Below are 25256 nucleotides of genomic sequence, written 5' to 3' on the forward strand. Positions count from 1 at the left end.
TCTTAGATAAAATTGTTAGGCTAGCGCGAGAAAAATGATTATCTCATGCACCTAAGACTTAAATAGCAAACTATCATTATGAAACCAGAAACCGCGATTATACGCATTAAAAACTTAAGACTTCGCACTTTTATCGGTATCAAAGAAGATGAAATTCAAAATAGGCAGGATGTGATAGTCAATGTCATCATCCATTATTGCGCCGAACATGCCCGTAACAGTGATAATGTTGAAGATGCGCTCAATTACCGCACTATTACCAAAAAAATTATAGAGTTAATTGAGAACAACCGTTTTTCATTACTCGAAAACCTCACCAGCCAAACGCTGGCCATCGCCAGTGAACATCCTTGGGTGGAGTTTGCCAGTGTCGAAATCGATAAACCCCATGCCCTACGCTTTGCCGATTCTGTCTCTATGGAGCTGTGCTATCAAAAATAATCCCACTAAAAATACCCAAACTCAGTGATCGCTTCACGCCGTATTTCGGTATATATACCCAGACAACCTGAAGATGCAGGATCCAAGTAGCTTGGGTATATCACAGAGCTAAACCGATAAGAGAGGTTCCATGAATATACTGATCACTGGCGCAAGCGGCTTTATTGGCAGCCAACTGGTAAACCTGTTGGCTGGCGAGCACCAATTAACCATACTGTCACGCCATCCCTCAACGACTCGACAGTCATTGGGTGCTAACCACCAATACCTTACCAGTCTCAATGATATTGACGATTTAAATCACTTCGATGCCGTAGTGAACTTAGCGGGCGAACCTATCGTTGCTAAGCGCTGGAGTAAACGTCAAAAACAAGTGATTTGCACCAGCCGCTGGAATATCACAGCAAGACTGAGTCAGCTGATAAAACAAAGCACAAACCCACCTAAGGTGATGGTCAGTGGCTCTGCTATTGGTTTTTATGGCCGCCAAGGCGAGCACCCCTTAGATGAAACTAGCCAGCCCCATATTGAGTTCAGCCATGAGATTTGCAGCACATGGGAACAGTTAGCCCAGGACGCCGCATCGGATAAAACCCGCGTCTGTATTATCCGTATTGGAATCGTGCTTGGCCAAGGTGGCGCGCTTGCTAAAATGCTGCCCCCCTTCAAACTCGGCCTCGGAGGCCCCATTGGACATGGTCGCCAAGGGATGAGCTGGATACATATTGATGATGTTATTGCACTTATCGACTTTCTACTCAACCAGGAAAATTGCCAGGGGATATTCAATGCGACAGCACCTAATCCCGTGAGCAACGGTGAATTTGCCAAGACCTTAGGTAAAGTACTTAACCGCCCAGCCCTGCTCACAACCCCACCACTGGCGCTGCGACTCGCGATGGGGGAAATGTCAGAGCTCCTGACCGAGGGCCAATTTGTTATCCCTAAACGGGCACTTGCAGCGGGTTTTACATTTAAATACAGCGAACTTGAAGCGGCATTAACGAATATTGTTGCAAATTAAGTAAACTAGATAGCAGCCCCTTGGCGATCAACGTCGCTATCCGCTAAGGGATACTTAAACTAATAACTTAAAAAATAAGGCATAAATTGGGCTAATCGCCCCTTCACATTGGCCCTTCCACCCAAACTGTAGATGCAACACTTTAAATAACAGCCGAAAAACATTATCGCAACAATATGATTTATAAGATAATTTAACGACTAAGACGACGTTTTCTGTTAAACTCACGGCAACTTGCTTACCAAAGTGGTTATATCGAGCCTTCATACGAACGACTGATATCGACCAGAGCAAGACTCAAACTGGCCACAAGATCGCCAGAATGATCCCCAATACGAGCTATCTCGTTAACGATAGGGATCTGTTAACCCACTACGGTTCATATTCGCGCTTATTCATCCTACATCAGCATTAGGATTGACTGGGACTTGTCCTCAATATCGGCGCTTAACATCCAGCATTAGCAGGTACTTAATAACAAGATGGGTCACCCTCTGCTCACGTTAGCGCTGAGGTATTCCCACATAAGACAGTTTGTAAGGAATTATCATGCACACCACTTATACCATTGGCGAGCTAGAGTCGTTCTTGATTGCTATTTTCGTGCTGTTTATCGGCCACTCTATCAACCGCCATGTACGTGTCTTTAGACAATATAATATTCCCGAGCCCATAGTTGGAGGACTCGTTATCGCCGCCGCGGTTGCCTTCCTTCATATTCAAGATATCAGCCTCAGCTTCAGCCTATCGCTGCAAAACATCTTAATGTTGATGTTTTTCAGCACAATAGGATTATCCGCTAACTATAAGCTTTTACTCAGTGGCGGTAAGAAAGTGTTTATCTTCCTCGGTGTCGCCTCGTTTTACATCGTTATCCAAAATGCCGTTGGAGTCAGTTTAGCGAGTCTATTGGGCTTAGACCCTATTATGGGACTCATTGCGGGTTCAATCACCCTCTCTGGCGGCCATGGTACGGGCGTGGCTTGGTCGCAAACCTTTGCCGAAAATTATGGTATTAACACCCTCGAATTTGCGATGGCAGCCGCAACCTTTGGCCTAGTGATGGGCGGCATTATTGGTGGGCCGGTCGCGCAGCGCCTGATCGGAAAACACCATCTTGTGTCGCAGTATGGTATTGGCCGCAAACACCATACTGAGCATCCCCAGTTAATCACTTATGACCAGTTAGAAGAAGATCAGGTCACGGCTAAAACCGTATTAGAAACCCTTTTTGTGCTGCTCTTGTGTGTTGCTGGCGCTAAATGGCTCACAGTACTTGTAGGGTTATCGGGTATTGCTTGGTTAAAAATGCCGGACTTTGTCTATGCCCTATTTCTAGGCGTACTCATAGCCAATATCACCGAGCTCACCCGCGGCTATAAACCCCATACCGAGAGTATCGATGTGATAGGCACTGTCGCACTGTCACTCTTCCTCTCCATGGCATTGATGAACCTAAAGTTATGGGAAATCTTTGACTTAGCTATCCCACTACTAGTGATCTTATTGGTACAAACGGCGGTGTTGGCGGTTTTTGCCTATTATGTGACATTTAAAGTGATGGGCAGTAATTACGATGCGGCGGTGATCACTGGCGGCCACTGCGGCTTTGGTATGGGCGCGACGCCAACGGCGGTGATGAATATGGGAGCGCTGGTATCACGAACAGGGCCTTCGCCCCAAGCCTTTATGGTCGTGCCGATCGTCGGGGCCTTCTTTATCGACATAGTTAACTTAATAGTCCTGCAGGGTTATCTGAGCTTTATGAAGTAGCCATTTCTCATTGGCCATAAAAGGGGCGCCCATTGCGGCGCCCTTTTTATAGCTGAAAATAACTCAGGTTAGAACGCGCGCATTAAACGTTCGGCTCGGGGTAAGTAGTGGTCATCATAATCGAGGGAGAAAATGACGGAACTTGAACGCCCGACTATCTCATCCCGGGGGACAAAACCGATAACCCGAGAGTCGGCGCTATTATCTCGATTATCCCCTAAGGCCAGATAATGCGCATCCGGCACAGTGACAGGCCCAAAATTAGCAAGATTTGAGGGAACGGCATTAAGCCTAATACTGTGAGCCATACCGAGCAAATCCTCCTGCATTTCGGTGACGTCCGCCGGAGCATAGGCACTCAGGGCTTGGGATCGATAATCCAAAGGTTCACCATTTAAATACAAACGATTATCCCGCATCATCACAGTATCACCCGGCAGGGCGATCACCCGCTTAATCAGTTTTTTATCGGCCTTTTTCGAGTCAAACACCACTATATCTCCGCGGGCGGGATCCGCCAGTTTCACTAAGGCGATATGGGTAAAGGGCAGCCTAAGATCGTAGGCCATCTTATTCACCAAAATACGATCACCCTCGACGATAGTCGGCAGCATAGAGCCCGTTGGCACAGTATTCCAATCCGCCACGGCGCTTCTAAACACTAACATTAAGCCGATAAACAGCAAAAAGGAGCGGTTATCCTTAAGCAGTGTTGTTATTCCTTTGAACATAGTTTCTCCTCAACAATTGTTAGCCAGTGCAATCAAGCACTAACTGCCCACCTTTAACTAATTACCCACCTTTAAGAGCTCAGAGCAAGATTGATTGAGCAATTGGCGGCAACGCCAAACTCCGAGTAAGGCCACCAGCAAGGCGCCTGAAACAGGGGCTATCCCCCACCAAGGCCAGTGCATATACACATTAAGTTCAAATACTTGAGTCTTAAGTAGATAGAGCGCAAATTCGGCGACTATCACGGCAAGCACGCCCGCGATTGCGCCCAGTAAGGCAAACTCTAACCCAGTTGCACTGCGCAATAGCCATCCCGAAGCGCCGAAGGTGCGCAGCACAGCTAATTCCCGTTGCCGAGTCGCCATGCCAGCCTCAGTTTGTGCGATCAAGACTAAGGCACTGGCGAATAATACCAGCACCAGCACTAAGGTCAGTGACAATGACACTTGCTCGATGATCTGCCTGAGCTGACCCACCATAGCACCAACATCTATGATAGAAATGGTTGGGAATTGCTGAATAAGCGCCAGGATCACCGCATCCTTAGGCGTGCCATCGGCATTCATCGCTTGGCCACTTGCTACTTGATCGTTTGTTGCTTGAGCATCATTAGCTTGCTGCTGATCATTTAGATAAAAACTCGCCATCGAGGTATAGGCAAAGGGCGCGAGCGCCTCTTCGGTAAAAATCATAAAAAAGTTTGGCTGCAGCGTTTCCCAATGCACGGCGCGAATACTGGCAACTTTAACTGTGAGCTCCTGATTATCAATGACATAAGTCAGCTTATCGCCAAGACCAATACCTAAACGTTCCGCCACGCCGGACTCCACCGACACTTCATCGGCGGCTTGATTAAAGTGACCTTCCAGTAGCTCGTTATTCGCGGGCAGGGTTTTGCGCCAAGTTAGATTAAGCTCCCGTGAAATGCCCACTCTGCCCCGCTCGCCCGTCTCAGCCTGCTCGTTTGAAATCAGTGCTTCACCGTTAATTTGGGTTAACCGGCCGCGGATCACAGGATAAATGTCCGTCGCCGCTATGCCCTTAGCCGTCATAAAATCATTCAAGGGCTTAGCATCGTCGGGGGCAATATTAACGAGGAAGTAATTAGGCGCATTTTCAGGCAGCTGTTTTTGCCACTCGTTAAGCAGATCCTGTCTTAGGGCGAGGATCGTTAATAGCAATACCAAGGCGGCACTAAAGCCGACCAATTGCACCGCATTTTGACGGGCACGACGCCTAAGCCCCGCCAGTGCCAATTGCAAGGGGTTGGTGGTTTTCATACCAACACTGTGGCCTAGACGTATCATCACAAACCCAAGCACACTTAACAGCGCACCGAGCAGCAATACCGCACTGACGACAGTCAGGGTCAAAGGCCAGCTTTGGGAATACAAATACCCCAGCAGCGTCATCGCCCCTAAGCTCAGTAAGAAATGCAGCCACATGCCAAGCTGTAACCCTTCTAACTGACGCTGTAGCACCCGTAGCGGTGGGATCGCCAATAATCGCAGCAACGGATAGGCTGAAAACATAAAGGCGCTGATAAGCCCTGTGCCAATACCGAGCAACAATGGCCGAGTGAGCGGCGGTGAATAGGCGGCAATTTCAGCGGGTAAAAGATGACTAATACTAAAATCGAGCAGTGCACCACCCAGCAGGCCCAAACCAATGCCGAGTAAGGTCACCAATAGCAAATGCATCCCAAACAATAGCCGAATTTGCTTTGCCGAGGCGCCAAAGGTTTTCAGCATGGCCACCACATCGTAATGACGCTGGCAATAACGTTGGGCGGCAATCCCGATTGCAGCGCAGGCTAGCGCTATACCAAGTAAACTTGCGAGCAACAAAAATCGCTCCGCTCGCTTAACCGCACCCGCGATGGGCGAGTCACCGGATTGCACATCGACCCAGCGCTGTGAGCTATTTAATAGCGGTTTAACACTTTGCTCAAAGGTCGCAAGCGAGGCTTCATCCCCTGTAAATTGATACAGATAGGTTACCCGGCTGCCCGGTTGGATCACCCCAGTTTTGGCCACATCCTCTATCCGCATCAAGACCACGGGGGATGAGGCGAAGGGATTAAAGCCCGCATCGGGTAAGCGACTGATCTCATTACTGAGCACAAACTCACTGTTACCGAGCTCGATGGATTTGGGATAACCTAAGAGTCCACCTAGGCGCGTCTCAAACCAGATCTCATCCGCTTGGGGTAGCCCCTGGGTTTTACCGCTGGTGAGTTCAATGTCGCCCTTGAGTGGATAACCCGCTTCAACCGCACGCACTGTGACTAATTGAAACTTATCTCCCGAATACACCATAGAATTAAATTGCATGTTAGTCACATGCTTAAGCCCGAGATCCTCGGCGGTGGCTAAAATTTCCGCATCAATTTTAACTGGCGAATCGATAATCCGATCGGCGGCGATAAACTGCGTCGCTTGCCCATTAATCGCCACTTGCAGACGTTCACTCACCCGCGCAAGGCCACTCACAGACAAGACTGCGAGCGTAATAGCGAGGATAATCAATAACAATTGCCCTTGCTGTAACTCGCGCTTAAATAGGCGCCATGCCAAACTTAACTCCATAATTAAGCCTCCTTGGCAGTGGCTAAGGGCGTAGTATCAAATGAAGATTGAATGCTCTCTTCTAGATGGCCGTTATCCATCACCAGTTGCCGCTGACAACGCTTAGCCAATTGCAGATCGTGGGTGACAAGGATAAGTGTGGTATGGCTTTCCTGATTGAGTTCAAACAACATATCGGCAATTTTATGGCCGTTAACCCCATCTAAATTACCCGTGGGTTCATCGGCAAACAGCACCTTAGGCTCACAGATAAAAGCGCGGGCAATCGCCACCCTTTGCTGCTCGCCGCCCGAAAGCTGCTTAGGTAAATGGGTTAAACGGTGGGATAAGCCGACCCGCTCCAGCATAGCCTGCGCTTTGTCCTTGGCATTTTTGACGCCAGCAAGCTCGGCAGGTAACATCACGTTCTCGAGTGCCGTTAGGGTATCTACCAACATAAAGGATTGAAAAATAAAGCTGACCTTCTGTTTACGCAGTGCAGCTTTTTGCTCTTCATTAAGCGGTGATAACGCCACACCATCGAGCCAAATCTCCCCAGATGTTGGTGTATCAAGCGCCGCCAGCAATCCCAGTAGAGTGGATTTACCCGAACCCGAGGGGCCAAGAATGGCGACACTCTCACCTTGCTTGACATCTAAGTTAATGCCCTTGAGGATAGTGAGAACTCCTTCCTGAGTGATCACTGATTTTTCGAGGTTAACCACATTGATGGCACTGTTTTTTAAGATGACGTTAGACATAGGATCCTTCTTGTATAAATCGTTCTGGTATCAATCGCAAAGAGTTAAATCAATGGCTAAGCACATTTTGGCCTTCGCCCTCTTGAGTGTATTTGTCGCCACCCCGGCCCACGCGGCCCGGGTGCTGATCCTCGGCGATAGCTTAGGCGCAAGCTATGGCATGGCAGAACAGTCTGGCTGGGTAGCACTGCTGCAAGAAAAACTGCCCGAACATGAATTTACTAACGGTTCAGTGAGCGGTGAAACCACTGCAGGCGGTTTACGGCGCTTGCCCGCACTGCTCGACTCCGTCGCCCCCGACCTTGTGGTCGTTGAACTGGGCGGTAATGATGGTTTACGTGGCTTCCCCCCTACGCAACTTGAGAAGAATCTAATCCAAATCATTACCCTAGCCAAAGATAGCGGCGCAAAAGTGCTGCTAACCGAAATCATGGTACCGCCTAACTATGGCCCTCGCTATACCCAAAAGTTCACCCAAGTGTATCAAGACATATCTAAAGCACAGGATATAATGTTGATTCCCTTCTTTATGCAGGATATCGCGCCCTATCCAGAGCTGATGCAGCGCGATGGCATTCATCCCAACGAAAAAGCCCAGGCAAAAATCGCCAACTGGATGCAACCTTGGATTGAAAAAGCGTTAACTCAATAAAATAGCTGCAATTTTAAGCTAATAAACAGCTTGCTTAGCTAAACTAATGCCCAACGGATAAAAACGTGTTCTAACGCAATATTAGCCCTATAGATAAACAGTAAAATTCGTGTTAGCAAATGGTTAACCCAACAAGGAGTCAATATGTCCCTTAGCCATCAGCAAAAAGTGTACATACCCAAGGAAGCCCGAACCAATCAATACATCACCGCCGAAATCAAGGTGACGGATGAGTTACTGAGTCAATATCCCGATTATCAAAGCTGTTATCAAACCTTAAGCCGTTTAATATTCAATTTGGCAGAACAACACGATCTGCGTAATGTCCACGTGATCACTAACGATAAACTGCCCGTTGTCCGTTACCATACTGAAGCCTATTGTTTCCAAACCACTGAACAAATTCTATTTTTTTACAATCCAGCCTATCACGAAGCCCAAAATTTATTCTCCCAAGAAAACTACCGCGCCCGTAAATTACGCATAGTGTTCCTCGCCACTGGTGAAGATATCCGCAGTAATTCCGCCAGTTTTCATATTAAGGTACGGGAGTTACTCAACGCCTTAATGCCTAAGTTACCGATGAAGGATCTTAAGGTGAAGATCCGTGATCATCAGCATTTATCCTATGATCTGTTCGCAAAAGCCAAGGGAAATAAAGAAACCTACGGCTATAAACTGCGCGCCATAGGCCCAAGGTATAAGGCCAGAAAATGCGAGTTACCGGAAAATACCAGCTCACTCACCTATGTGACTGTCAGTTTGCCCCTGAGTCGCAAGCTCAAGCAGGGGCTATTGCCCGAATCGGCAACTGACTTTACCCCGTTATATCAACACCTTGAAGATAGCTTTCTCAAGGCCGCAGCCAATAAACAACTCACTCGCCTCGCGATGATTGCTAACGGCTTAACGCCACTGGTGCGTAACAGTAAGTTTGAGAAGCTGGACAGTAAAGCCGAAGTACAGATGATAGGTTTCGATCCAAATGCGACCGAGCAGCAAGTGATCCGCCGCTGGGATGCCGATAACTTAGTCGAAGCCGCCCACTTTACCATAGTGGCGGGTACGAAAGACTGTGACGATTCAGGCTTCGGCCGCTTTATGAATAATGTCGAAACCGCATTGAAAGCCTTTGCAACTGAGATAGGGCTGGATCCGGAACGTGAAGACTTAGTCGTACGGTTCCATCAACATATCAGCTATCAAATCTGATTGAACACAGATTATCGCTAAACAACGGGGCGCATTAAGCGCCCTGTTCTTTTTGAAAATCCCTACTCCCTGTTCTCCCTACCACATGCTGCACCATTTTGGCCATATTTCACATTGCCTTTTTTTGCCCCTAGCGCATTCTGTTAACGAAATAATAACAAAAAGGGAGCAATCATGTTCAACAATACTATTAATCCACACAAGGCGAAGAGATCTAAGGCGACTAGCCTTAAGGGTTCATCCGCGCAAACCAAGGCGTCGAGTAAGGCTTCATGGCTAATGCCTACGGGGATAGCCCTACTCATGGCCTTTAATCTCAGCGGTTGTCTTTCCGATGATGAGTCAGCACCCTCTGTGACCCCTCCAGTGGTGATACCACCAGAAACGGGACCGACCTTCCCCGAAGGCGCCATTAAGATTGCGGCGGGTGATAACCTCACCACCCGCATTCAAGAAGCCCTGATCAATGCCCAAAGTGGCGCTGTGATAGTGTTACCTAAGGGCACCTTCAATATCGACTCAACCCTACTCTTCGATGGGGATGTAGACGGTGATGGTACTTTCGCCAAAAACGTCACCATCATGGGTTATGGCATGAAAGACACTGTGCTCAATTTCTCCCAAGCCAACTCTGGCGATGGTATCTTCGTGCAAAATGCGATGAATATCATCATTCAAGATCTGTCGGTCAACGAAGCCAAAAACAACGGTATTAAGCTTAAAAACACCAACGGCATCATTTTGCGTCGAGTCGGTACTGTCTGGGAGGGGCCGCTCGATAAAGATAATGGCGCCTATGGTCTGTACCCGGTTGAGTGCGAGAATATTCTTATCGAAGATAGCTATGTTCGTGGCAGTGCCGATGCGGGGATTTACGTCGGGCAATCCCAATATATTGTGGTACGCCGCAATATCGCCAAGGAGAACGTTGCAGGGATCGAGATTGAGAACTCCAAATACGCCGATGTGTATGATAACGAAGCCATGGGGAACACTGGAGGGATATTAATTTTTGATTTACCCATTAATAACCATAGATATGGCTCAAGTGTGCGGATATTCAATAACAAAGTGTATGACAATAACACGCCCAACTTTGCCAATGCCTCGGCAAACCCTGCGGGAGTGCATATTGTGCCACCGGGCACTGGGGTTATCGTTCTTTCCACCGCCGATGTGGAAATTTTCAATAATGAAATCACCCACCACGATACCCTAGGCGTGACTGTCAGCAGCTTCTTTATTGCAGAACCTGACATGACCTCCTTTGTTGGTAACTATGGTCAACCCGGCCAAGCAATTGAGGACGGTTGGCGCCCAGTGCCGCGTAATATTTATCTCCATGATAACCTGATCACTGATTATGGCAGCAAGCCAAAAGGTTATTTAATTCAAGATATTATTCGCGCATATATTCTAACCCACGGCACTTTGCCCGGCGTACTCTATGACGGTTTGGGGGAAATGCTGGCCAACAATGGCACCGCCGCCTATTTAGGTTTAAAGGAAACACCCTTTGCCGAAGATGGTAGCGACAATGTCTGCGCCAGTGATAACGGTGATGTGTCCTACGGTAGGCTCTATGCAAACAGCAACACGGATATCAGCATAGCCGATGTGCAATATGAAAAGACCCAGAGCAACTTACTCAAGTGTTCACAGGTAAGTCTGCCCGTGCATACGGTCACATTTGCAGGTCAAGTCTTCGGTTGCGGTGTCGATGATAACACCGAAGGTTGTGATGGCGGTGTACTCGTTGGCGGTGGCGGTACTATCGGTGAAGGTGAAGGCGGCTTAGTAGGCGACGGCGATCAATCGCTCTGCCAAGCCACGGGTTCGAATGTCAGCTGGGATGCCCTACTCAAGGCAAATTGCCCTAAGCTGTCGGATTATAATCTCTTTAGCGATGCTAAAAATCCCACGGCGGCGCCCAACTCGAATGGCATACCCTACGATTTAAACACGCCACTCTTTACCGATTACGCCAGTAAGTACCGTTTTGTGTACCTGCCCGCAGGTCAAAAAGCCAGCTACTCTGAAAACGAGTCCTTCGATTTCCCAGTCGGCACTGTGATTGCCAAAACCTTTGCCCTGCCAAGCGACACCAGTAAACGTGGTATTAGCAACGAAAGCTTGATTGAAACGCGGCTGCTTATCCATCGTCCAACAGGCTGGACTGCCTTGCCCTATGTCTGGAATGCCGATAAAACCAATGCGACCCTCGCCAAAGCCGGTGCTATTAGCAACCAAACACTCATGCATAAAGGGGAAACTCTCGCCTTTGACTATGTCGTGCCTAGCATGAACCAATGTAAGCAGTGCCATCAATATAAGGCCGATGAGAACACTAACGCCGTGTTTATGCCCATTGGTCCTAAGGCCCGCCATTTAAATCGTGATTATAGCTATCAAGATGGCGCGATGAACCAGTTGCTGAAGTGGCAAAGTGTAGGTGCCTTGCAGGGACTGCCGAATCTTAGCGAAGTCCCACAGGTCCCCGCCTATCAAGACGGTGATGAAACTAAGCTCGCAAACCTTAGCGATAGCGCCCTAATGCAAACCGCAAAAGGCTACTTAGACATCAACTGCGCCCACTGCCATAGACCCGAAGGTAATGCCTCAAATACAGGCCTTAAACTCGAATACTGGCGTAGCTACAGTGATGATGCGGGTTTCTCCCACGGTACCTGTAAATCCCCAGTCGCATACGGTGGTGGCAATCTCGGGTTCGATATCGTCCCGGGCAATGCCGACGAGTCTATTCTGCACTTTAGAATGGCAAGTACGACACCGGGTGACCGCATGCCTGAGATTGGCCGCAGTTTAGCTCATGGGGAAGGCGCGGCCCTGATTAGCGAATGGATCAAACGCTTACCTGCGGCGAGTTGCTCCCACTAACCCAAAGCACGCTTTAAAGCGCACAATGAAAAGGCTGGCTATGCCAGCCTTTTTACATAGCAGACAGTTCCGATTGCGTGGATGTTTACGATGAAAAACAGTTTAATGTGTAGCTTAATCTTCATTATCAGCAGCCAAATCACTGCCTGTGGTGGCAGTGATAGCCAAGATATCAGCACTGAGACACCTACTGTGCCCACAGTGCCCACCACACCCGAAGGCCTGTGTGAGCAGAGTACATCCCAAGTAAACTGGCAGGCATTAATGGCCGAAGACTGCCCGAGATTGAGTCAATATGGACTCTTTACCGACCCTGTAAACCCCACCACGCAGCCAAAAGCCCCCGGTTTTAGTTACCAATTGGCGACACAGCTATTTTCAAACTATGCCAGTAAATACCGTTTTATCTATTTGCCCGAAGGTAAAACCCTTCAATATCAACCCCAAAACGCATTTGACCTCCCCGTTGGCACTGTGCTCGTCAAAACCTTTACCTTGCCACTCGACACCGCCATTACAGGTTTCGCGAATGAGACCCTTATCGAAACCAGGCTGTTAATCCACAGATCCCTAGGCTGGACTAGCCTTGCCTACCAATGGCAACAGGGGGAAGCCAAACTGATAACTGCGGGAGCCACCGTCCGTCATACACTCACCAATCAGGGCCAAACTCAAACCTTTGACTATGCCATCCCTAGTCGCGGCGAGTGCAAAATTTGCCACCAGAGTAATCAAAACAATAGCAGCCACATCATCCCAATTGGCCTTAAGGCACATCTACTCAACCTTGATGTGCACAATCAAGGCAAAAAGATCAATCAGTTGGAACTTTGGGCCCAGCAGGGGCTAATCACCTCTTTACCGCCCATAGGCGAAATAGGCAAAACCTTTGCCATCAATGAGACCAATAGTGACTTAACGGCCCGGGCTAAGGGCTACTTAGATGTCAATTGCGCCCACTGCCACAGTGCCAATGGCTTTGCCAGTATCTCAGGACTCAGACTCGGGTTTTATGTCGACCACAATAGTTATCAATATGGGATCTGCAAGCAGCCCCCGGGGTGGGATGGTGGCGCAAAAGGACTCGATTACGATATCGTCCCCGGCAATGCGGAGCACTCTATTATGCTGTACCGCCAAACACTGTCTGAGCCTAAGGATAGAATGCCGCCCATAGGCCGTAGTATTGAGCATAGCGAGGGAGTAGAACTGATAAGACAATGGATTGATTCACTGGCACCCAGTTTAGGGAACTGTGTATAGGGAGCCGTATTTAGGCAACAATGTATAGGGAACAGTGTTTAGCTCATTTATGTATTTCATGGCTATTGAGGCGGCTAAAATACCCGGGCGGATGACCAATCCAATGCTTAAAACATTGTCTAAAATGACTGACGTCGGCATAGCCCATAGTTTCGGCAATTGCTTCAATACTCAATTGATTAGCGAGAATAAGTTCAATCGCCTTTTGGCAACGCACTTGATCCACCAACCTCTGGTAACTTGAGCCCAACTGGGCCAACTTTCGCCTAAAACTTCTATCGCTCATATGGATATGAGCGGCCATCGCATCTAAGTTTGGCACACTGGGAAAACTCTCTCGGATAACACCCAGCACAGTGTCGATAAAAGAAACCGCCCTAACCTCACTCGCGGCAATTTGATGCTCGGAAAAAGTGTAAGTAACCGGTAATGACAACCAACTCAAATCGATATGCCATTCAAAATATTCGCTATCAAAACAAATTTCGGCCCCCGTGGCCTGCGCTAAAAAGTGGCTATCGCGCGCTGGCTCCGCCAAGCTAATCCTGGCAAAAGGGATGGTTTGCCCGGTTAACTCACGCGCAAGCCCAAGCAAAGAGCCAATACTGTGCAGAAACTGAAAGCGATATTGACTCTTTTCAATGCGCCCCGTATTCAACCAACGGATACAAATGCTTTGGTCTTCGAGCCGCATTAAAGTATCGGTAAAGCTACCGACTAAACTAGGGTGATTGACGACAAACTGCAGACAAGCTTGCAATGTGGTTAACTGTGCCAAATGCGGTAACAGCACATCTAGACTACTCACGGTATAGCTTAAGCCTAACTGAGTGCCAATATCGGGGTCTTGGCTCTGTAAACGCAAAAACTCCATGGCATATTCAACTTGCCACACATAAACAAACTGGTAGTGCTCAAGTTCCTGATGCCCTAGACCAATATGTAAACAGACTTCCTCTTTCGCTGTCTCCCCAAATTGGGTGGCGATAAAGTCCAAAATATTTCGCAGTTCAAATGCAGGATAGGTTTGGTCTCCAACCATCATATTCGTTTTATAGTCGACGCGTTGTAACATGAAACCTCCCCCTCTTAGATTTATCCGTTATCCTTTACCCATTAGTTGTATAAGATTTGCCTTATTTTTAACAGCCTTAATTTAAACTTAATGTTAAAAAAATGTACAAATTTGTACCATAAATACTTGCCATAAAAAACGCCTGCAAATTGCAGGCGTTCTGAGTTCAGCATCAAGCGGCATGGCCATGACATTTGCCCCTACATAGGGCGATTCTTCTCGACGAGGCGGTTAAAAATCGCATTGACGGATAACGATGCGCCATGGGCAATTTTATCGGCGAGCTTTTTCCTGATCTGATAGCGCAGCTTATACACGGTACGCTCACCCGCCAGCGACATGAGAACATCATCACTGGTGGATATCGCATCGATAAGCCCTAAGTCAATGGCCTGCTGGCCATACCAATGCTCACCTGTCGCGACTTTAGCCAAATCCAATTCTGGACGATACTTACTCACAAAGGATTTAAACAGCACATGGGTTTCTTCCAATTCCTGTTGGAATTTCTGCCGACCTTCATCGGTATTTTCACCAAATACCGTTAGCGTACGTTTAAAATCCCCCGCTGTGTGTTGTTCGTAGTCAATCTCATGTTTTTTCAGCAACCGATTAAAGTTAGGCAACTGAGCGACTACACCGATAGAACCAACAATCGCAAAGGGCGCGGCATAAATTCGATTGGCCACACAGGCCATCATATAACCCCCACTGGCCGCCACTTTATCCACACAAACGGTCAGAGGAATATCGGCTTGACGTAAACGGTCGAGTTGGCTGGAAGCTAACCCATAACCATGCACCATACCGCCGCCGCTCTCGACATTGACGATAACTTCATCGCCTTTTTCGGCAATGGCTAAAATGGCGCTGATTTCCTCACGGAGCGAAGCCACCTCGGCTGCATCGATACTGCCTTTGAAATCAATCACAAACACTTTACCACTGTGGGTTTCATCGGCGGCTTTTTCTTTGGCCTTTTCTTCAGCCTTCAATTGTTTCTCGTAGGCCTTGAATTGTTTCTTTGATAGCAACTCTGCCTTCAAATCATGTTTAAGCTCGGCTAACTCTTCAGATAAGTTAGTGATCCTAAGCTCACCCTTATCTGACTTATGCTTGACAGTAGAAGCCAACACCACAATGACCACGGCGATAATGGCGACCACAATAGTGACGGCTTTTGCCAAAAACATTCCATACTCGTATAAAAATTCCAAAGTGCTCTCCATTGGGACGCATTATTTGCGTGTATCTTCACTGAATTTATTGCGGGCTATTCTAACAGCCTAAAGGCCCATAAAAAAACCCAGCATTCGCTGGGTTTTGTGGATTTGGGGGCAATTAGTTAGGACAAGTTGCAATCACACCACTGTCTGAGACTAAAACCGTGGCTTCCCCTTTGCCCGCAGATAGGGCATAGGTGGCTACCTGGGTCTGCATCTCAACGGTAGCAGCTGCAGCCATACCATCGGTAGAGTCCTTCTCACTTGGGTCAACAATAGAGCTATGGTGTCCCTTGGAGAAACGCACCGCGCCAGGACCTTTACTGGTACTGTCGACACAAGGTAAACCAATAGCAGAGATCAAAGGCTCAGTACCCGATAACGGGAAGTTATCCACGCGATTAGGTAACACTTGATCCGGTAAGTTACCGTTGCCATCCCCTGCCACTTCAATTAAATGAACCGGTAAACCCGTCGCTTTTAACATAGCGGCATGGTTCACTGGGTCCGCCGAGTCCACCGCCGTTTGCACCGCAAAGGCAAAGGTGGGAATAAACTGGGCGTACACAGCTTCGACTAATGCGGCATATTCTGGGCTACCAGGCTCATAGCCTGCAGTATTGGCTTTATCGACCAGCGCCTGGAAGGTTTCAGATGCGGTGATATTGCTAAATAGCACTGGGCCAAAGGTTGCAGAGCCGGCAAAGGAGCCCGCTAAGCCTCCCGTAGGCGCCACTAATGACGCTGCATTAATAGCATAGGCATTAGGTAAAGTTTCACCCGTCGATGGATGTTTAAGACCAGTACTGGCATAGGTCGCAAAATCAGTACCAACGATAGCACCTAAGCTCAAACCTTGGGCACTGATCTTTGATACGTCAAAGACTTGCGGTTGGTTTGCCTGGGCTAAAGCCTGTGCTAACCCCGTTAACGCCAGACGTACGCCTAAATGATCCATTGTCGCCTGACGGAAATTATCCCTTACCGACAAAGTACTTGAAATATTCACAAACACTAACGGATTGCCATTTTTAAAGGCATCGGGTTGACCAATCACAGCCCCAAAAGAAGGATCAGTTGCTGAGACTTCATAAATCCCATCGCCGTTCGCATCGAAGGAGCGCGCACCATGGAGTGGCATATCAATAGCCATAGTGGCGACGCCCATCGCCGCATAACTACCCGCATAGGCCAGTGACATTTCTTTACCACCGCCTAAACCATGTAAGGCAATTGTGGTTGGCCAGCCCGAGGTTGGCGGCGTGAAAGTCAAACCTTGCTGCTGATAGAAAGCAGCTAATTTAGCCGCGTTAGGCATTGAAATCAGTACAGAAACAGTTTCATAGCCTTTAATTGCCGGGATAGGGTTAAACTTAGTTAAATGCTTGGTCTTATCCGCTGGCGTACCATCATCTAGCAACCAAGTTTTGCCCGCCATCAACGCCGGGTTCGCTAAAGCATCGGCGGGATTAGCAATCCCATTCGCCACGGCCTGCATTCCAAAGTTAGTTTGACTCAACGTACCCGCTTGCAGCGCTAATAATACCGAAACTGGACTATCACCTTGAGCTTTCCAGTGGCCGTTGATCAAAGGTTGACCCGTTGAAGATAGACAGCCCACAGATGAACAATCACCGTAAATCGGTAACTTAATTTTTGCGGTATAGACATCCGCTAGACTAGACACAACATAGGCGGCGCCGTCTTCAGGACCCAGTCCTGCAGCTTGAGCCACTGTGATACCTGTTGGCGTTGGCATTTGCGCAAAACTTGGCGCATAGGGCGCGCCCTGTGCCATCAGCAATTTTGTGGTTTCATAGACACTTGCCACCGATTGAGTCGTAAATAGCCCAGCATAACTAATGGTGGAGGTATCCACATTATGGGCCGCAGCAATCCCTTTCTCATAGCTGTTGACTAAGGTTTGCAGCATCAATTGATCTGGGGTTTCTAGGGGTAAAGTATCGATATCCATTTTCAACAAGCCATAGGTTGTTGAAGGAGCAATCCCTCTACCCTCGGAGTCTTGGATAAGGTTCGTGGTGGCATAGATGTAAGACTGGCCAGCCTTAAGGGGTTTGAGTGGCACTATGACCACCTTATTACCAGAAGCCGTCGAAACAAAATCAACGCCAAACTGCAACTCAGCGCCCACTTTACAGGCTGAAACCGACGGTTTAGCCTTGCACTCAGGATCGGAAGACAATGGACCACCCACAGTGGCCTCAAACATTCTCACCGCACCAGGCTGCGCAACGGAGGCCGCCATTAAGGTCAGTGGTGTACCATCGTGTTTTTTTGCGACTTCAATATCAATAGAAATCGGTGATGTCGTCGACCAACCATCTAACGCCCCAAGCGCGATTTGTGGATCGACATAGTTGCCCGAGCTTTCACCCGGAATCGATAATGTGCCATCGGTCGTGCCACTAAAGAGTAAATCGTTTGGCAAAGGTACCTTGGAATTAGCGGGGTCGAACACCATATGGGATTCAGGGATGAGCGGGTCAGTCTTATCCTTGAGTTCGTTATAGCTGTCCTCGCCACATCCTGTGAGGCCCAGTGCAGATGCAATCGCAACACACAAAATGAGTCTTTTCATTTTTTTTCCCCAAATCTTGTTGTAATAATTTTGTTTTCCCCAAGAAATTAGTCACAATAGCGCGAACTCTATGACTAATAGGGCTTATGTTAGCCCTAACTCATTTCAAGTTAACGTAAAAATATTGAGTTAGCCACAAGTTTGTCACAAACATTTTAGCTATTGATAACAAAGTTTCATTCGTTTGTTTGAAACGTGCGTTTATCAGTTCGGCGACTCTAGAAGTGGCGGGCATTCTCGCCAAGGGGAAAAAGAGACTCATGTTGGAATATCAAGCAGCAAAAGATTTACTTCAAGGTAAAACTATTCTGGTCACAGGCGCAGGTGCCGGCATAGGCCGGGCGGCCGCAATTGAGTTTGCAAAGCATGGTGCCACAGTCATTTTACTCGGTAAAACCGTCAAAAAACTCGAAGCGGTTTACGATGCAATCGAACAGGCTGGTTATCCAATACCCGCCATTGTGCCCTTAGATCTCAAAGGTGCGACCGAGCAAAATTACCGCGATATGGCTGATACTATTAGCGAGCAGTTTGGTCATTTAGATGGGTTGCTGCATAACGCCAGTTTACTCGGCGCCCTAGGCCCGTTCGAACATATCGATATTCCATCCCTCGAAGATGTACTCAAAGTGAATGTGACGGCCCAAGTGATGCTGACTAAAGCCCTGCTGCCCATCATGCGTCAGGCGCCAAGCGCCTCGATTATCTTCACTTCAAGCAGTGTTGGCCGTCAGGGACGGGCTTACTGGGGCCCCTACGCCTTCTCCAAATTTGCCACCGAAGGCATGATGCAAGTTCTTGCCCACGAATGCGATGGCACTTCAGTACGCGTTAACAGCATCAATCCCGGTGCGACCCGCACTGAGATGCGTGCAAAAGCCTATCCAGCTGAAAATCCATTAGATTTAAAAACCGCTGAAGAAATTATGCCAACCTATCTATATTTGATGGGGCAAGACTCTAGCGCAGTCAATGGTCAGCAATTTAACGCCCAGTAAATTTATTTTTTATTTAACAGAAAGCAAAAAGGCCGCTAAGCGGCCTTTTTCATTGGGATAGAACAACTTAACTACGCTGACGCGTTGGTTTAGCTTTTCCAGCCCCTGTGACTTTATGCTTACGCACGGCGCGGCGAATTTTGGCGCTTTTGACCTGAGCACGGGCCACACTGTGTTTATCGGCGGCAAGCATAGTGCGGGTTTCAGGCTCAAGACCCGCCAATTGACGCAAGTAGTTGACTTGCTCTATTGGCAATTCAACCCAGCCGCCACGGGGTAAAGATTTCGGCAATTCGACCATACCATAACGGATACGGATCAAACGGCTCACCTGCACTTCCTGGGATTCCCACAGACGGCGCACTTCGCGGTTACGGCCTTCCCGTAAACACACATGCCACCACTGGTTCATACCTTCACCACCCGCGGCTTTGATGCTATCAAACTGCGCCGGACCGTCCTCTAACATCACACCGGTGCGCAGACGCTGAACCGTGGCTTCAGGGACTTCACCGAAGGTACGTACAGCGTATTCGCGGTCAACCTCGTTCGATGGATGCATTAAGCGGTTCGCTAATTCACCATCTGAGGTAAACAACAATAAACCGGAAGTGTTGATATCTAAACGGCCGACGGCTACCCAGCGCGAATCTCGCACTTTAGGTAAGCGATCGAATACCGTTGGACGGCCTTCAGGATCTTTACGACTACAAATTTCGCCTTCAGGTTTATGATATGCCAGCACACGGCAAATCACATCTTCGGCAGACTTTAACGAAATGGCTCTGCCATCGATACGCACTTTAGCATCCGCTTCAATACGATCCCCAAGGCTAGCAATTTCACCATCAATACTAACTCGACCTGCAGCAATCCATGCCTCCATCTCACGACGGGAGCCATGGCCTGCACGGGCCAAGACTTTCTGCAACTTTTCACTCATTAGTATTTTGCTCTTCTGACTGTTCTGGCGCTAATTTCAGTCCTGAAAAAACCGCCTGCAATGACTCAGCATCCGTAAGCGCGGGGAGATCCGCTAAGGTGTCTAAGCCAAAATATGCTAAAAATTCTAAGGTAGTGGCATACAGTGCGGGTCGCCCCGGGACTTCTTTGTGGCCAACTACTTTAATCCAATGTCTATCCGACAAACTTTTGATGATATGGCTACTTATCGCCACACCGCGCACCTGTTCAATATCACCGCGGGTCACTGGTTGACGATAGGCAATCACAGCCAAAGTTTCCAATGTCGCGCGCGAATATTTTGGCGCTTTTTCTTGCCACAGGGGCTGCAAAAAAGGACTCAGAACGTCTAAGGTCTGGAAGCGGTAACCCCCAGCGACTTTCACAAGTTGCACACCTCTTTCCTGATAATCCTGTTGCAGCTCGTCCAATGCAGCTTTGATTTTGTCTCTGGAAACGGAGAAATCCACGAGTACCGTTTCTTTCAACATTTTCACCGACAAGGGTTTCCCCAATACAAACAGACTCGCTTCTATCAGCTGTTTTAATTGAATTGGATTTATCTGCATCAATTAATAGGCCTTTACGTAAATAACTGAAAACGGTTCTGTTTGGTACAATTCGACCAATAACTCTTTGACTAATTCCATCAAGGCTAAGAAGGTCACCACCACGCCAGCGCGGCCTTCTTCTACGGTAAATAAGCGTTCAAATGCCGTAAAATCATCAGAGTTCAGCATGGCTAAAATCTGGCTCATGCGCTCGCGGGTCGACAAATGTTCACGCTTAACGTGATGATCTTCATTGGCATCAATACGTTTGAGCACATCGCCAAAGGCGCGGGCAATCTCAAATAACGAGACTTCAGGCGGGATCACTAACGGCTTAATACTCGGTGCGGCCATCGCCTTTGCTTGAAATACATCCCGCTCAAGCCGCGGAAGATCATCCATTTTTTGCGCCGCTTCTTTGATCACTTCATAGGCTTTTAACTGACGGATCAGTTGCGCCCGCGGATCTTCCTCAACCTCATCCTCTGCCACCATACGCGGCAGCAGCAAACGGGATTTAATCTCCGCAAGGGTTGCTGCCATCACTAAGTAATCGGCAGCAAGCTCGATACGCGCCTGGGTCAGCATCGCGATGTATTCTAAATACTGGGCGGTGATTTGCTGAATGGGTAAATCGACAACGTCTAATTTTTGCTTACGGATCAAATATAAAAGTAAATCTAATGGCCCTTCAAAGGACTCCAGAAAAACTTCCAATGCCTCGGGCGGAATAAACAAATCCTGCGGCATTTCGGTCATTGCCTGACCGCGAATAACGGCTAAGGGTAAACTCTGTTGCGTGCCCTGCATCCGCCATTTTCTCCGTGTCACACCCACAGATTGAACACAATCACCTATGGCCTTATGCCAAACGCGCGATTATACCCGTAAATTTGCGGCGATAAAACTGCCAAATAGGCGCTTTATGCCGCGAAAGAAACCGATAAATGAGTTTTCAAACTGTCGCTATCACAGAAAAGGGCTGATATCCCCCGCTCCTTCACGCAAAATTTCGGCGCCATCTTCGGACATATCGATCACTGTGGTCGGCTTTTCGCCTAAATAACCGCCGTGGATAATCACATCCACTTGATGTTCGAGCAGATCGCGAATGTGCTCGGGATCCGACTCGGCAAATTCCGCATTCGGCATCACTAAGCTGGTTGACATCAGCGGCGCATCTAAGGCTTCGAGCAGTGCCAACGCAATCACATTATCGGGCACTCGGATGCCTATGGTCTTTTTCTTGTCATTTTGCAAACGACGGGGCACTTCTTTGGTCGCTTTGAAAATGAAGGTATAGGGCCCAGGCGTGCAACTTTTTAGAATGCGATAGGCCTGATTATCGACCTTAGCGTAGGTTGCAAGCTCAGATAAATCGCGGCACATCAAGGAAAAATTATGATCATTCTCAATTTGACGAATGCGCGCCATCCGCGTCATCGCGTCTTTCTCACCAATCAAGCAACCTAAGGCATAGCCCGAATCGGTAGGATAAACAATTACCCCACCCGCTTTTAAGGCGGCAACCGCTTGATTAATAAGCCGCGATTGCGGATTTACTTCATGTACATAAAAAAACTGACTCATGGTCGTTCCACCCAAGATCCTGACTGCCAGACCCAATCAATACCTTGGGGCTGATACAGATTTTTACCTAATTCGATCCAATTACTTGGAAAGTGAAAATCACTTCCTATCGATGCAAGCAACTGATTTTGAACGCTAAGAGCAGCAAGATTTGCCCTATCGTCCACCGTTTGCTGGCCGAGTACCACTTCCATGGCATCTCCACCCGCTTCTTTAAATTCGCGCACTAAACGCTTTAACCACTTAGCAGATAACTTGTAACCGCTAGGGTGGGCTAAAACAGCTAATCCACCCGCGTTGTGGATCACCTCAATCGCGCTGGCCATATCGCCCCAATTATTGGGCACATAACCGGTTTTACCGCGAGCCAGATAGCGTTTAAATACGCTTGGCATATCCACAGCATGACCATTTTCAGCCATCCAACGGGCATAATGACCACGGCTTAAAGCCGCATCACCCGCCAATGCCTTAGCACCTTCGTAGGCACCTTCAATGCCCGCCTTGGCTAATCTGTGACCAATCTCTTGGGCTCGTAATTCACGCAATTCACGCTGGTTTTCTAAAAATGCTAATAGCGCTGGGTTATCGGCATCGAAATTCAGCGCAACAATATGAATGTCATAACTGTTCCAGCGAGTCGAAATTTCGACCCCTGAAATCAATTTAAGCGGGTTCGCCTGGGCCTGATTAAAGTGACGGGCCTCGGCTAAACCTGCAACCGTATCGTGATCGGTAATGGCAAATAATTGCACGCCCTTTTCAAGGGCTCTGGCCACCAATTCAGACGGAGTTAACTGACCATCGGACGCGGTCGTGTGGCTGTGTAAATCAGCCAATATGCTTTGAGTATTCATGGGGCTATTGTACGCGAATTTGTTAAGAAATGTGCAGTTATCTCGCACTTTATGCCAAGGATTGCCGATTTAACCTAAGGATTTTTGACCACAAATGATCTAATTTGAAAAATATTCAATTGACATTATTGCTCGGCTCATGTTTTCTATAGGTCCATTAACGAATTAGCGAGACCCTTTTGAATGACACACATTAACGCTTCATTAAACATCATTTGGTGGTGGCACTTCCCAACGTAGCGGGTGGTGTGAAGCTCTGTGCTCATTTGAAAGTGACCAGAATCAACAAGAAGCCCGCAGAAATGCGGGCTTTTTTGTTAGGTGCGAAAAATGTCGGCAGACTCGGGTAAAAAGTTAAGAAAGCGAGATAACTCATGATGTTAAAGACATTTTATAAGGTAGCTGGAGTATGAACATGCCCAAACAGACATTCGCACGCTCAAGCACACTCAAGGCGGCATTAACCTACCACAGCGATCCACTGCGCTTGTATCAGCACATCACCCAAGATGCGCCCCATACTATGTTGCTGGAATCGGCCGAAATCGACAGTAAAGATCACTTAAAAAGCATGGTAATGACCCATGCCGCCATGATGATCCGCTGCGATGGTTATCAACTGACCTTCACCGCACTGACAAGCAATGGCACCAGTTTACTCGCCCCTATCGAACGCTTTTTTAGCCCGACCGCCCACTGTCAAAGCGCACAATCCACCTTAGTGGTAACGCTGCAAAAAGACACTCAGCTGCAGGATGAAGATGCACGCTTAAAATCCACTTCGCCACTCGATGGCCTACGGATGTTTATCCAGCAGATTGATTGTGGCGCCCATACTGACGGCCAAACCAAGCCCGCCTTTGAGGATCTGTTTTTAGGTGGCGTACTGGCCTACGACTTGATTGATACCGTTGAGCCGCTGCCTGCCGTGCCAAGCCGCGATAACGATTGCCCTGATTACTTATTCTACCTCGCTGAAACCTTAATCCTGATTGACCATAAGCTGAAACAAGCCGATATCATCACCCATAATTTCAGTAGCGATTCTGCCCAGTATACCGCCATTACCGCAGCACTAAGCGAGCGAGTACAAAGTTTAACTGCAGAATGTAAAAACTTAGGTAATTCACCTGCCGATGTGCCGACACTGGTCGCTATCGATGCAACTGAGCGAGTCAATATTTCCGATGAAGAGTTCAAACAAACCGTTATCGATTTGAAAGAACACATTATTGCGGGCGATATTTTCCAAGTAGTGCCATCCCGTAGCTTTAGTTTGCCTTGCCCGAATACCTTAGGGGCTTATCGTGCTCTGCGCCTGACTAACCCTAGCCCTTACATGTTTTATTTCAGGGGCCATAATTTCACGCTGTTTGGCGCCTCACCAGAAAGTGCGCTCAAATTTGATGCCAGCAGTAATCAAGTCGAAGTCTACCCGATTGCCGGCACTCGTAAGCGTGGTAAAACCGCCACGGGCGAGATTGATTTTGACTTAGACAGTCGCATTGAACTTGAACTGCGTTTAGATAAAAAAGAACTGTCGGAACACTTAATGCTGGTCGATTTAGCCCGCAACGATATCGCCCGCATCAGCCAAAGCGGCAGCCGTAAAGTCGCCGAATTATTGAAAGTGGACCGTTATTCCCACGTGATGCACCTCGTCAGCCGTGTAACGGGTCAACTGCGCCAAGATTTAGATGCGTTGCATGCTTATCAAGCCTGTATGAATATGGGCACTTTAGTGGGCGCGCCAAAAGTACGCGCATCACAGCTGGTACGCCAAGCGGAAAAAGTCCGCCGCGGCAGCTATGGCGGCGCCGTGGGTTACCTTAACGCCCTTGGTGACATGGACACTTGCATCGTGATCCGCTCCGCCTTTGTTAAAAATGGTACCGCCTTTATTCAAGCTGGCGCTGGCGTGGTATTTGATTCGGATCCCCAAAGCGAGGCAGATGAAACCCGTCAAAAAGCCCAAGCCGTGATTTCAGCCATCAAGATGGGCGCTGGAGTGCCAGTAAACACTTCTGTGCAACCCATTTCAGTGCAACTCAGTTCAGCACAATCTAAATAGGAG

Annotated in this window: 20 protein-coding genes and 1 other annotated feature; of the genes, 9 read left to right on the forward strand and 11 right to left on the reverse strand. The window is 48.2% G+C overall.

Annotated elements, in window-relative coordinates:
• Positions 1–78 precede the first annotated feature (78 nt).
• The 3 genes from folX (at position 79) to gltS (ending at position 3238) form a co-directional block, all read left to right on the forward strand.
• Positions 79–441, forward strand: coding sequence for a dihydroneopterin triphosphate 2'-epimerase (folX, locus tag JFT56_RS12100; RefSeq protein WP_198780344.1), 363 nt, complete (start codon positions 79–81; stop codon positions 439–441).
• Between the two features lie 130 nt (positions 442–571).
• Positions 572–1465 carry a TIGR01777 family oxidoreductase gene (locus tag JFT56_RS12105; protein WP_198780345.1) on the forward strand — a complete coding sequence of 298 codons (894 nt, stop codon included), beginning with the start codon at positions 572–574 and terminating at the stop codon, positions 1463–1465.
• A gap of 549 nt (positions 1466–2014) precedes the next feature.
• Positions 2015–3238, forward strand: coding sequence for a sodium/glutamate symporter (gene gltS / locus JFT56_RS12110; RefSeq protein WP_198780346.1), 1224 nt, complete (start codon positions 2015–2017; stop codon positions 3236–3238).
• Between the two features lie 68 nt (positions 3239–3306).
• On the opposite strand, the gene lepB is transcribed toward gltS, so the two are convergent.
• The 3 genes from lepB to JFT56_RS12125 are packed head-to-tail and all read right to left on the reverse strand — an operon-like array spanning position 3307 to position 7298.
• Positions 3307–3969 (reverse strand): signal peptidase I, encoded by a 663-nt coding sequence (gene lepB, locus JFT56_RS12115; protein ID WP_198780347.1) that lies wholly within the window; start codon positions 3967–3969, stop codon positions 3307–3309.
• Positions 3970–4026: 57 nt separating this feature from the next.
• Complete coding sequence (locus JFT56_RS12120) at positions 4027–6558, reverse strand: ABC transporter permease (RefSeq protein WP_198780348.1); 2532 nt, start codon at positions 6556–6558, stop codon at positions 4027–4029.
• Between the two features lie 2 nt (positions 6559–6560).
• On the reverse strand, positions 6561–7298 hold the full coding sequence (locus JFT56_RS12125; RefSeq protein WP_198780349.1) for an ABC transporter ATP-binding protein: 738 nt from the start codon (positions 7296–7298) through the stop codon (positions 6561–6563).
• Between the two features lie 52 nt (positions 7299–7350).
• Between JFT56_RS12125 and JFT56_RS12130 the strand changes: the two genes are divergently transcribed.
• From JFT56_RS12130 to JFT56_RS12145, 4 genes are all read left to right on the forward strand, one after another.
• Positions 7351–7950: an arylesterase gene (locus JFT56_RS12130; RefSeq protein WP_198780350.1), complete on the forward strand. Its 600-nt coding sequence runs from the start codon at positions 7351–7353 to the stop codon at positions 7948–7950.
• A 144-nt stretch (positions 7951–8094) separates the two neighbouring features.
• A complete protein-coding gene (locus tag JFT56_RS12135) occupies positions 8095–9162 on the forward strand; it encodes a DUF3083 family protein (protein ID WP_198780351.1) in 1068 nt (355 codons plus the stop codon).
• A 174-nt stretch (positions 9163–9336) separates the two neighbouring features.
• Positions 9337–12060 (forward strand): SO2930 family diheme c-type cytochrome, encoded by a 2724-nt coding sequence (locus tag JFT56_RS12140; protein WP_420136000.1) that lies wholly within the window; start codon positions 9337–9339, stop codon positions 12058–12060.
• Positions 12061–12150: 90 nt separating this feature from the next.
• Positions 12151–13323, forward strand: a complete 1173-nt coding sequence (locus tag JFT56_RS12145) for an SO2930 family diheme c-type cytochrome (protein ID WP_198780352.1) — start codon at positions 12151–12153, stop codon at positions 13321–13323.
• Between the two features lie 43 nt (positions 13324–13366).
• Here the strand turns inward: JFT56_RS12145 and JFT56_RS12150 are convergent, their stop codons facing one another.
• From JFT56_RS12150 to JFT56_RS12160, 3 genes are all read right to left on the reverse strand, one after another.
• The gene (locus JFT56_RS12150) at positions 13367–14398 is read right to left on the reverse strand and encodes an AraC family transcriptional regulator (RefSeq protein ID WP_198780353.1); all 1032 of its coding nucleotides are present in this window, start codon (positions 14396–14398) and stop codon (positions 13367–13369) included.
• A gap of 200 nt (positions 14399–14598) precedes the next feature.
• A complete protein-coding gene (sohB, locus tag JFT56_RS12155; protein WP_198780354.1) occupies positions 14599–15615 on the reverse strand; it encodes a protease SohB in 1017 nt (338 codons plus the stop codon).
• A gap of 124 nt (positions 15616–15739) precedes the next feature.
• On the reverse strand, positions 15740–18223 hold the full coding sequence (locus JFT56_RS12160; protein ID WP_198780355.1) for a VolA/Pla-1 family phospholipase: 2484 nt from the start codon (positions 18221–18223) through the stop codon (positions 15740–15742).
• Between the two features lie 260 nt (positions 18224–18483).
• Between JFT56_RS12160 and JFT56_RS12165 the strand changes: the two genes are divergently transcribed.
• Positions 18484–19221 (forward strand): YciK family oxidoreductase, encoded by a 738-nt coding sequence (locus JFT56_RS12165; protein ID WP_198783564.1) that lies wholly within the window; start codon positions 18484–18486, stop codon positions 19219–19221.
• A gap of 67 nt (positions 19222–19288) precedes the next feature.
• On the opposite strand, the gene rluB is transcribed toward JFT56_RS12165, so the two are convergent.
• From rluB to rnm, 5 genes are all read right to left on the reverse strand, one after another.
• Entirely contained in the window at positions 19289–20164 is an 876-nt protein-coding gene (gene rluB, locus JFT56_RS12170; RefSeq protein ID WP_198780356.1) for a 23S rRNA pseudouridine(2605) synthase RluB, read from the reverse strand.
• Positions 20157–20753 (reverse strand): SMC-Scp complex subunit ScpB, encoded by a 597-nt coding sequence (scpB, locus tag JFT56_RS12175; RefSeq protein WP_198780357.1) that lies wholly within the window; start codon positions 20751–20753, stop codon positions 20157–20159. Before scpB ends, rluB begins: the two co-directional genes overlap by 8 nt.
• Before the next feature lie 3 nt (positions 20754–20756).
• Positions 20757–21545 carry a segregation and condensation protein A gene (locus JFT56_RS12180; RefSeq protein WP_198780358.1) on the reverse strand — a complete coding sequence of 263 codons (789 nt, stop codon included), beginning with the start codon at positions 21543–21545 and terminating at the stop codon, positions 20757–20759.
• Positions 21546–21704: 159 nt separating this feature from the next.
• The gene (locus tag JFT56_RS12185) at positions 21705–22325 is read right to left on the reverse strand and encodes an L-threonylcarbamoyladenylate synthase (protein WP_198780359.1); all 621 of its coding nucleotides are present in this window, start codon (positions 22323–22325) and stop codon (positions 21705–21707) included.
• On the reverse strand, positions 22322–23182 hold the full coding sequence (gene rnm / locus JFT56_RS12190) for an RNase RNM (protein ID WP_198780360.1): 861 nt from the start codon (positions 23180–23182) through the stop codon (positions 22322–22324). Before rnm ends, JFT56_RS12185 begins: the two co-directional genes overlap by 4 nt.
• 210 nt (positions 23183–23392) lie before the next feature.
• Positions 23393–23500, forward strand: a sequence feature (Trp leader region).
• A 97-nt stretch (positions 23501–23597) separates the two neighbouring features.
• On the opposite strand from rnm, the gene JFT56_RS12195 reads away from it, so the two are divergent.
• Positions 23598–25253 (forward strand): anthranilate synthase component 1, encoded by a 1656-nt coding sequence (locus JFT56_RS12195; RefSeq protein WP_198780361.1) that lies wholly within the window; start codon positions 23598–23600, stop codon positions 25251–25253.
• The last annotated feature ends 3 nt before the right edge of the window (positions 25254–25256 follow it).

The organism is Shewanella putrefaciens (assembly GCF_016406305.1).
GTDB classification, from domain to species: domain Bacteria; phylum Pseudomonadota; class Gammaproteobacteria; order Enterobacterales; family Shewanellaceae; genus Shewanella; species Shewanella putrefaciens_C.

What these genes read in the sequence shown, in the direction of transcription:
- folX (WP_198780344.1), top strand. Translation starts at nt 79, where the DNA reads ATGAAACCAGAAACCGCGATTATACGCATTAAAAACTTAAGACTTCGC.
- JFT56_RS12105 (WP_198780345.1), top strand. Translation starts at nt 572, where the DNA reads ATGAATATACTGATCACTGGCGCAAGCGGCTTTATTGGCAGCCAACTG.
- gltS (WP_198780346.1), top strand. Translation starts at nt 2,015, where the DNA reads ATGCACACCACTTATACCATTGGCGAGCTAGAGTCGTTCTTGATTGCT.
- lepB (WP_198780347.1), bottom strand. Translation starts at nt 3,969, where the DNA reads ATGTTCAAAGGAATAACAACACTGCTTAAGGATAACCGCTCCTTTTTG.
- JFT56_RS12120 (WP_198780348.1), bottom strand. Translation starts at nt 6,558, where the DNA reads ATGGAGTTAAGTTTGGCATGGCGCCTATTTAAGCGCGAGTTACAGCAA.
- JFT56_RS12125 (WP_198780349.1), bottom strand. Translation starts at nt 7,298, where the DNA reads ATGTCTAACGTCATCTTAAAAAACAGTGCCATCAATGTGGTTAACCTC.
- JFT56_RS12130 (WP_198780350.1), top strand. Translation starts at nt 7,351, where the DNA reads ATGGCTAAGCACATTTTGGCCTTCGCCCTCTTGAGTGTATTTGTCGCC.
- JFT56_RS12135 (WP_198780351.1), top strand. Translation starts at nt 8,095, where the DNA reads ATGTCCCTTAGCCATCAGCAAAAAGTGTACATACCCAAGGAAGCCCGA.
- JFT56_RS12140 (WP_420136000.1), top strand. Translation starts at nt 9,337, where the DNA reads ATGTTCAACAATACTATTAATCCACACAAGGCGAAGAGATCTAAGGCG.
- JFT56_RS12145 (WP_198780352.1), top strand. Translation starts at nt 12,151, where the DNA reads ATGAAAAACAGTTTAATGTGTAGCTTAATCTTCATTATCAGCAGCCAA.
- JFT56_RS12150 (WP_198780353.1), bottom strand. Translation starts at nt 14,398, where the DNA reads ATGTTACAACGCGTCGACTATAAAACGAATATGATGGTTGGAGACCAA.
- JFT56_RS12160 (WP_198780355.1), bottom strand. Translation starts at nt 18,223, where the DNA reads ATGAAAAGACTCATTTTGTGTGTTGCGATTGCATCTGCACTGGGCCTC.
- JFT56_RS12165 (WP_198783564.1), top strand. Translation starts at nt 18,484, where the DNA reads ATGTTGGAATATCAAGCAGCAAAAGATTTACTTCAAGGTAAAACTATT.
- rluB (WP_198780356.1), bottom strand. Translation starts at nt 20,164, where the DNA reads ATGAGTGAAAAGTTGCAGAAAGTCTTGGCCCGTGCAGGCCATGGCTCC.
- scpB (WP_198780357.1), bottom strand. Translation starts at nt 20,753, where the DNA reads ATGCAGATAAATCCAATTCAATTAAAACAGCTGATAGAAGCGAGTCTG.
- JFT56_RS12180 (WP_198780358.1), bottom strand. Translation starts at nt 21,545, where the DNA reads ATGCAGGGCACGCAACAGAGTTTACCCTTAGCCGTTATTCGCGGTCAG.
- JFT56_RS12185 (WP_198780359.1), bottom strand. Translation starts at nt 22,325, where the DNA reads ATGAGTCAGTTTTTTTATGTACATGAAGTAAATCCGCAATCGCGGCTT.
- rnm (WP_198780360.1), bottom strand. Translation starts at nt 23,182, where the DNA reads ATGAATACTCAAAGCATATTGGCTGATTTACACAGCCACACGACCGCG.
- JFT56_RS12195 (WP_198780361.1), top strand. Translation starts at nt 23,598, where the DNA reads ATGCCCAAACAGACATTCGCACGCTCAAGCACACTCAAGGCGGCATTA.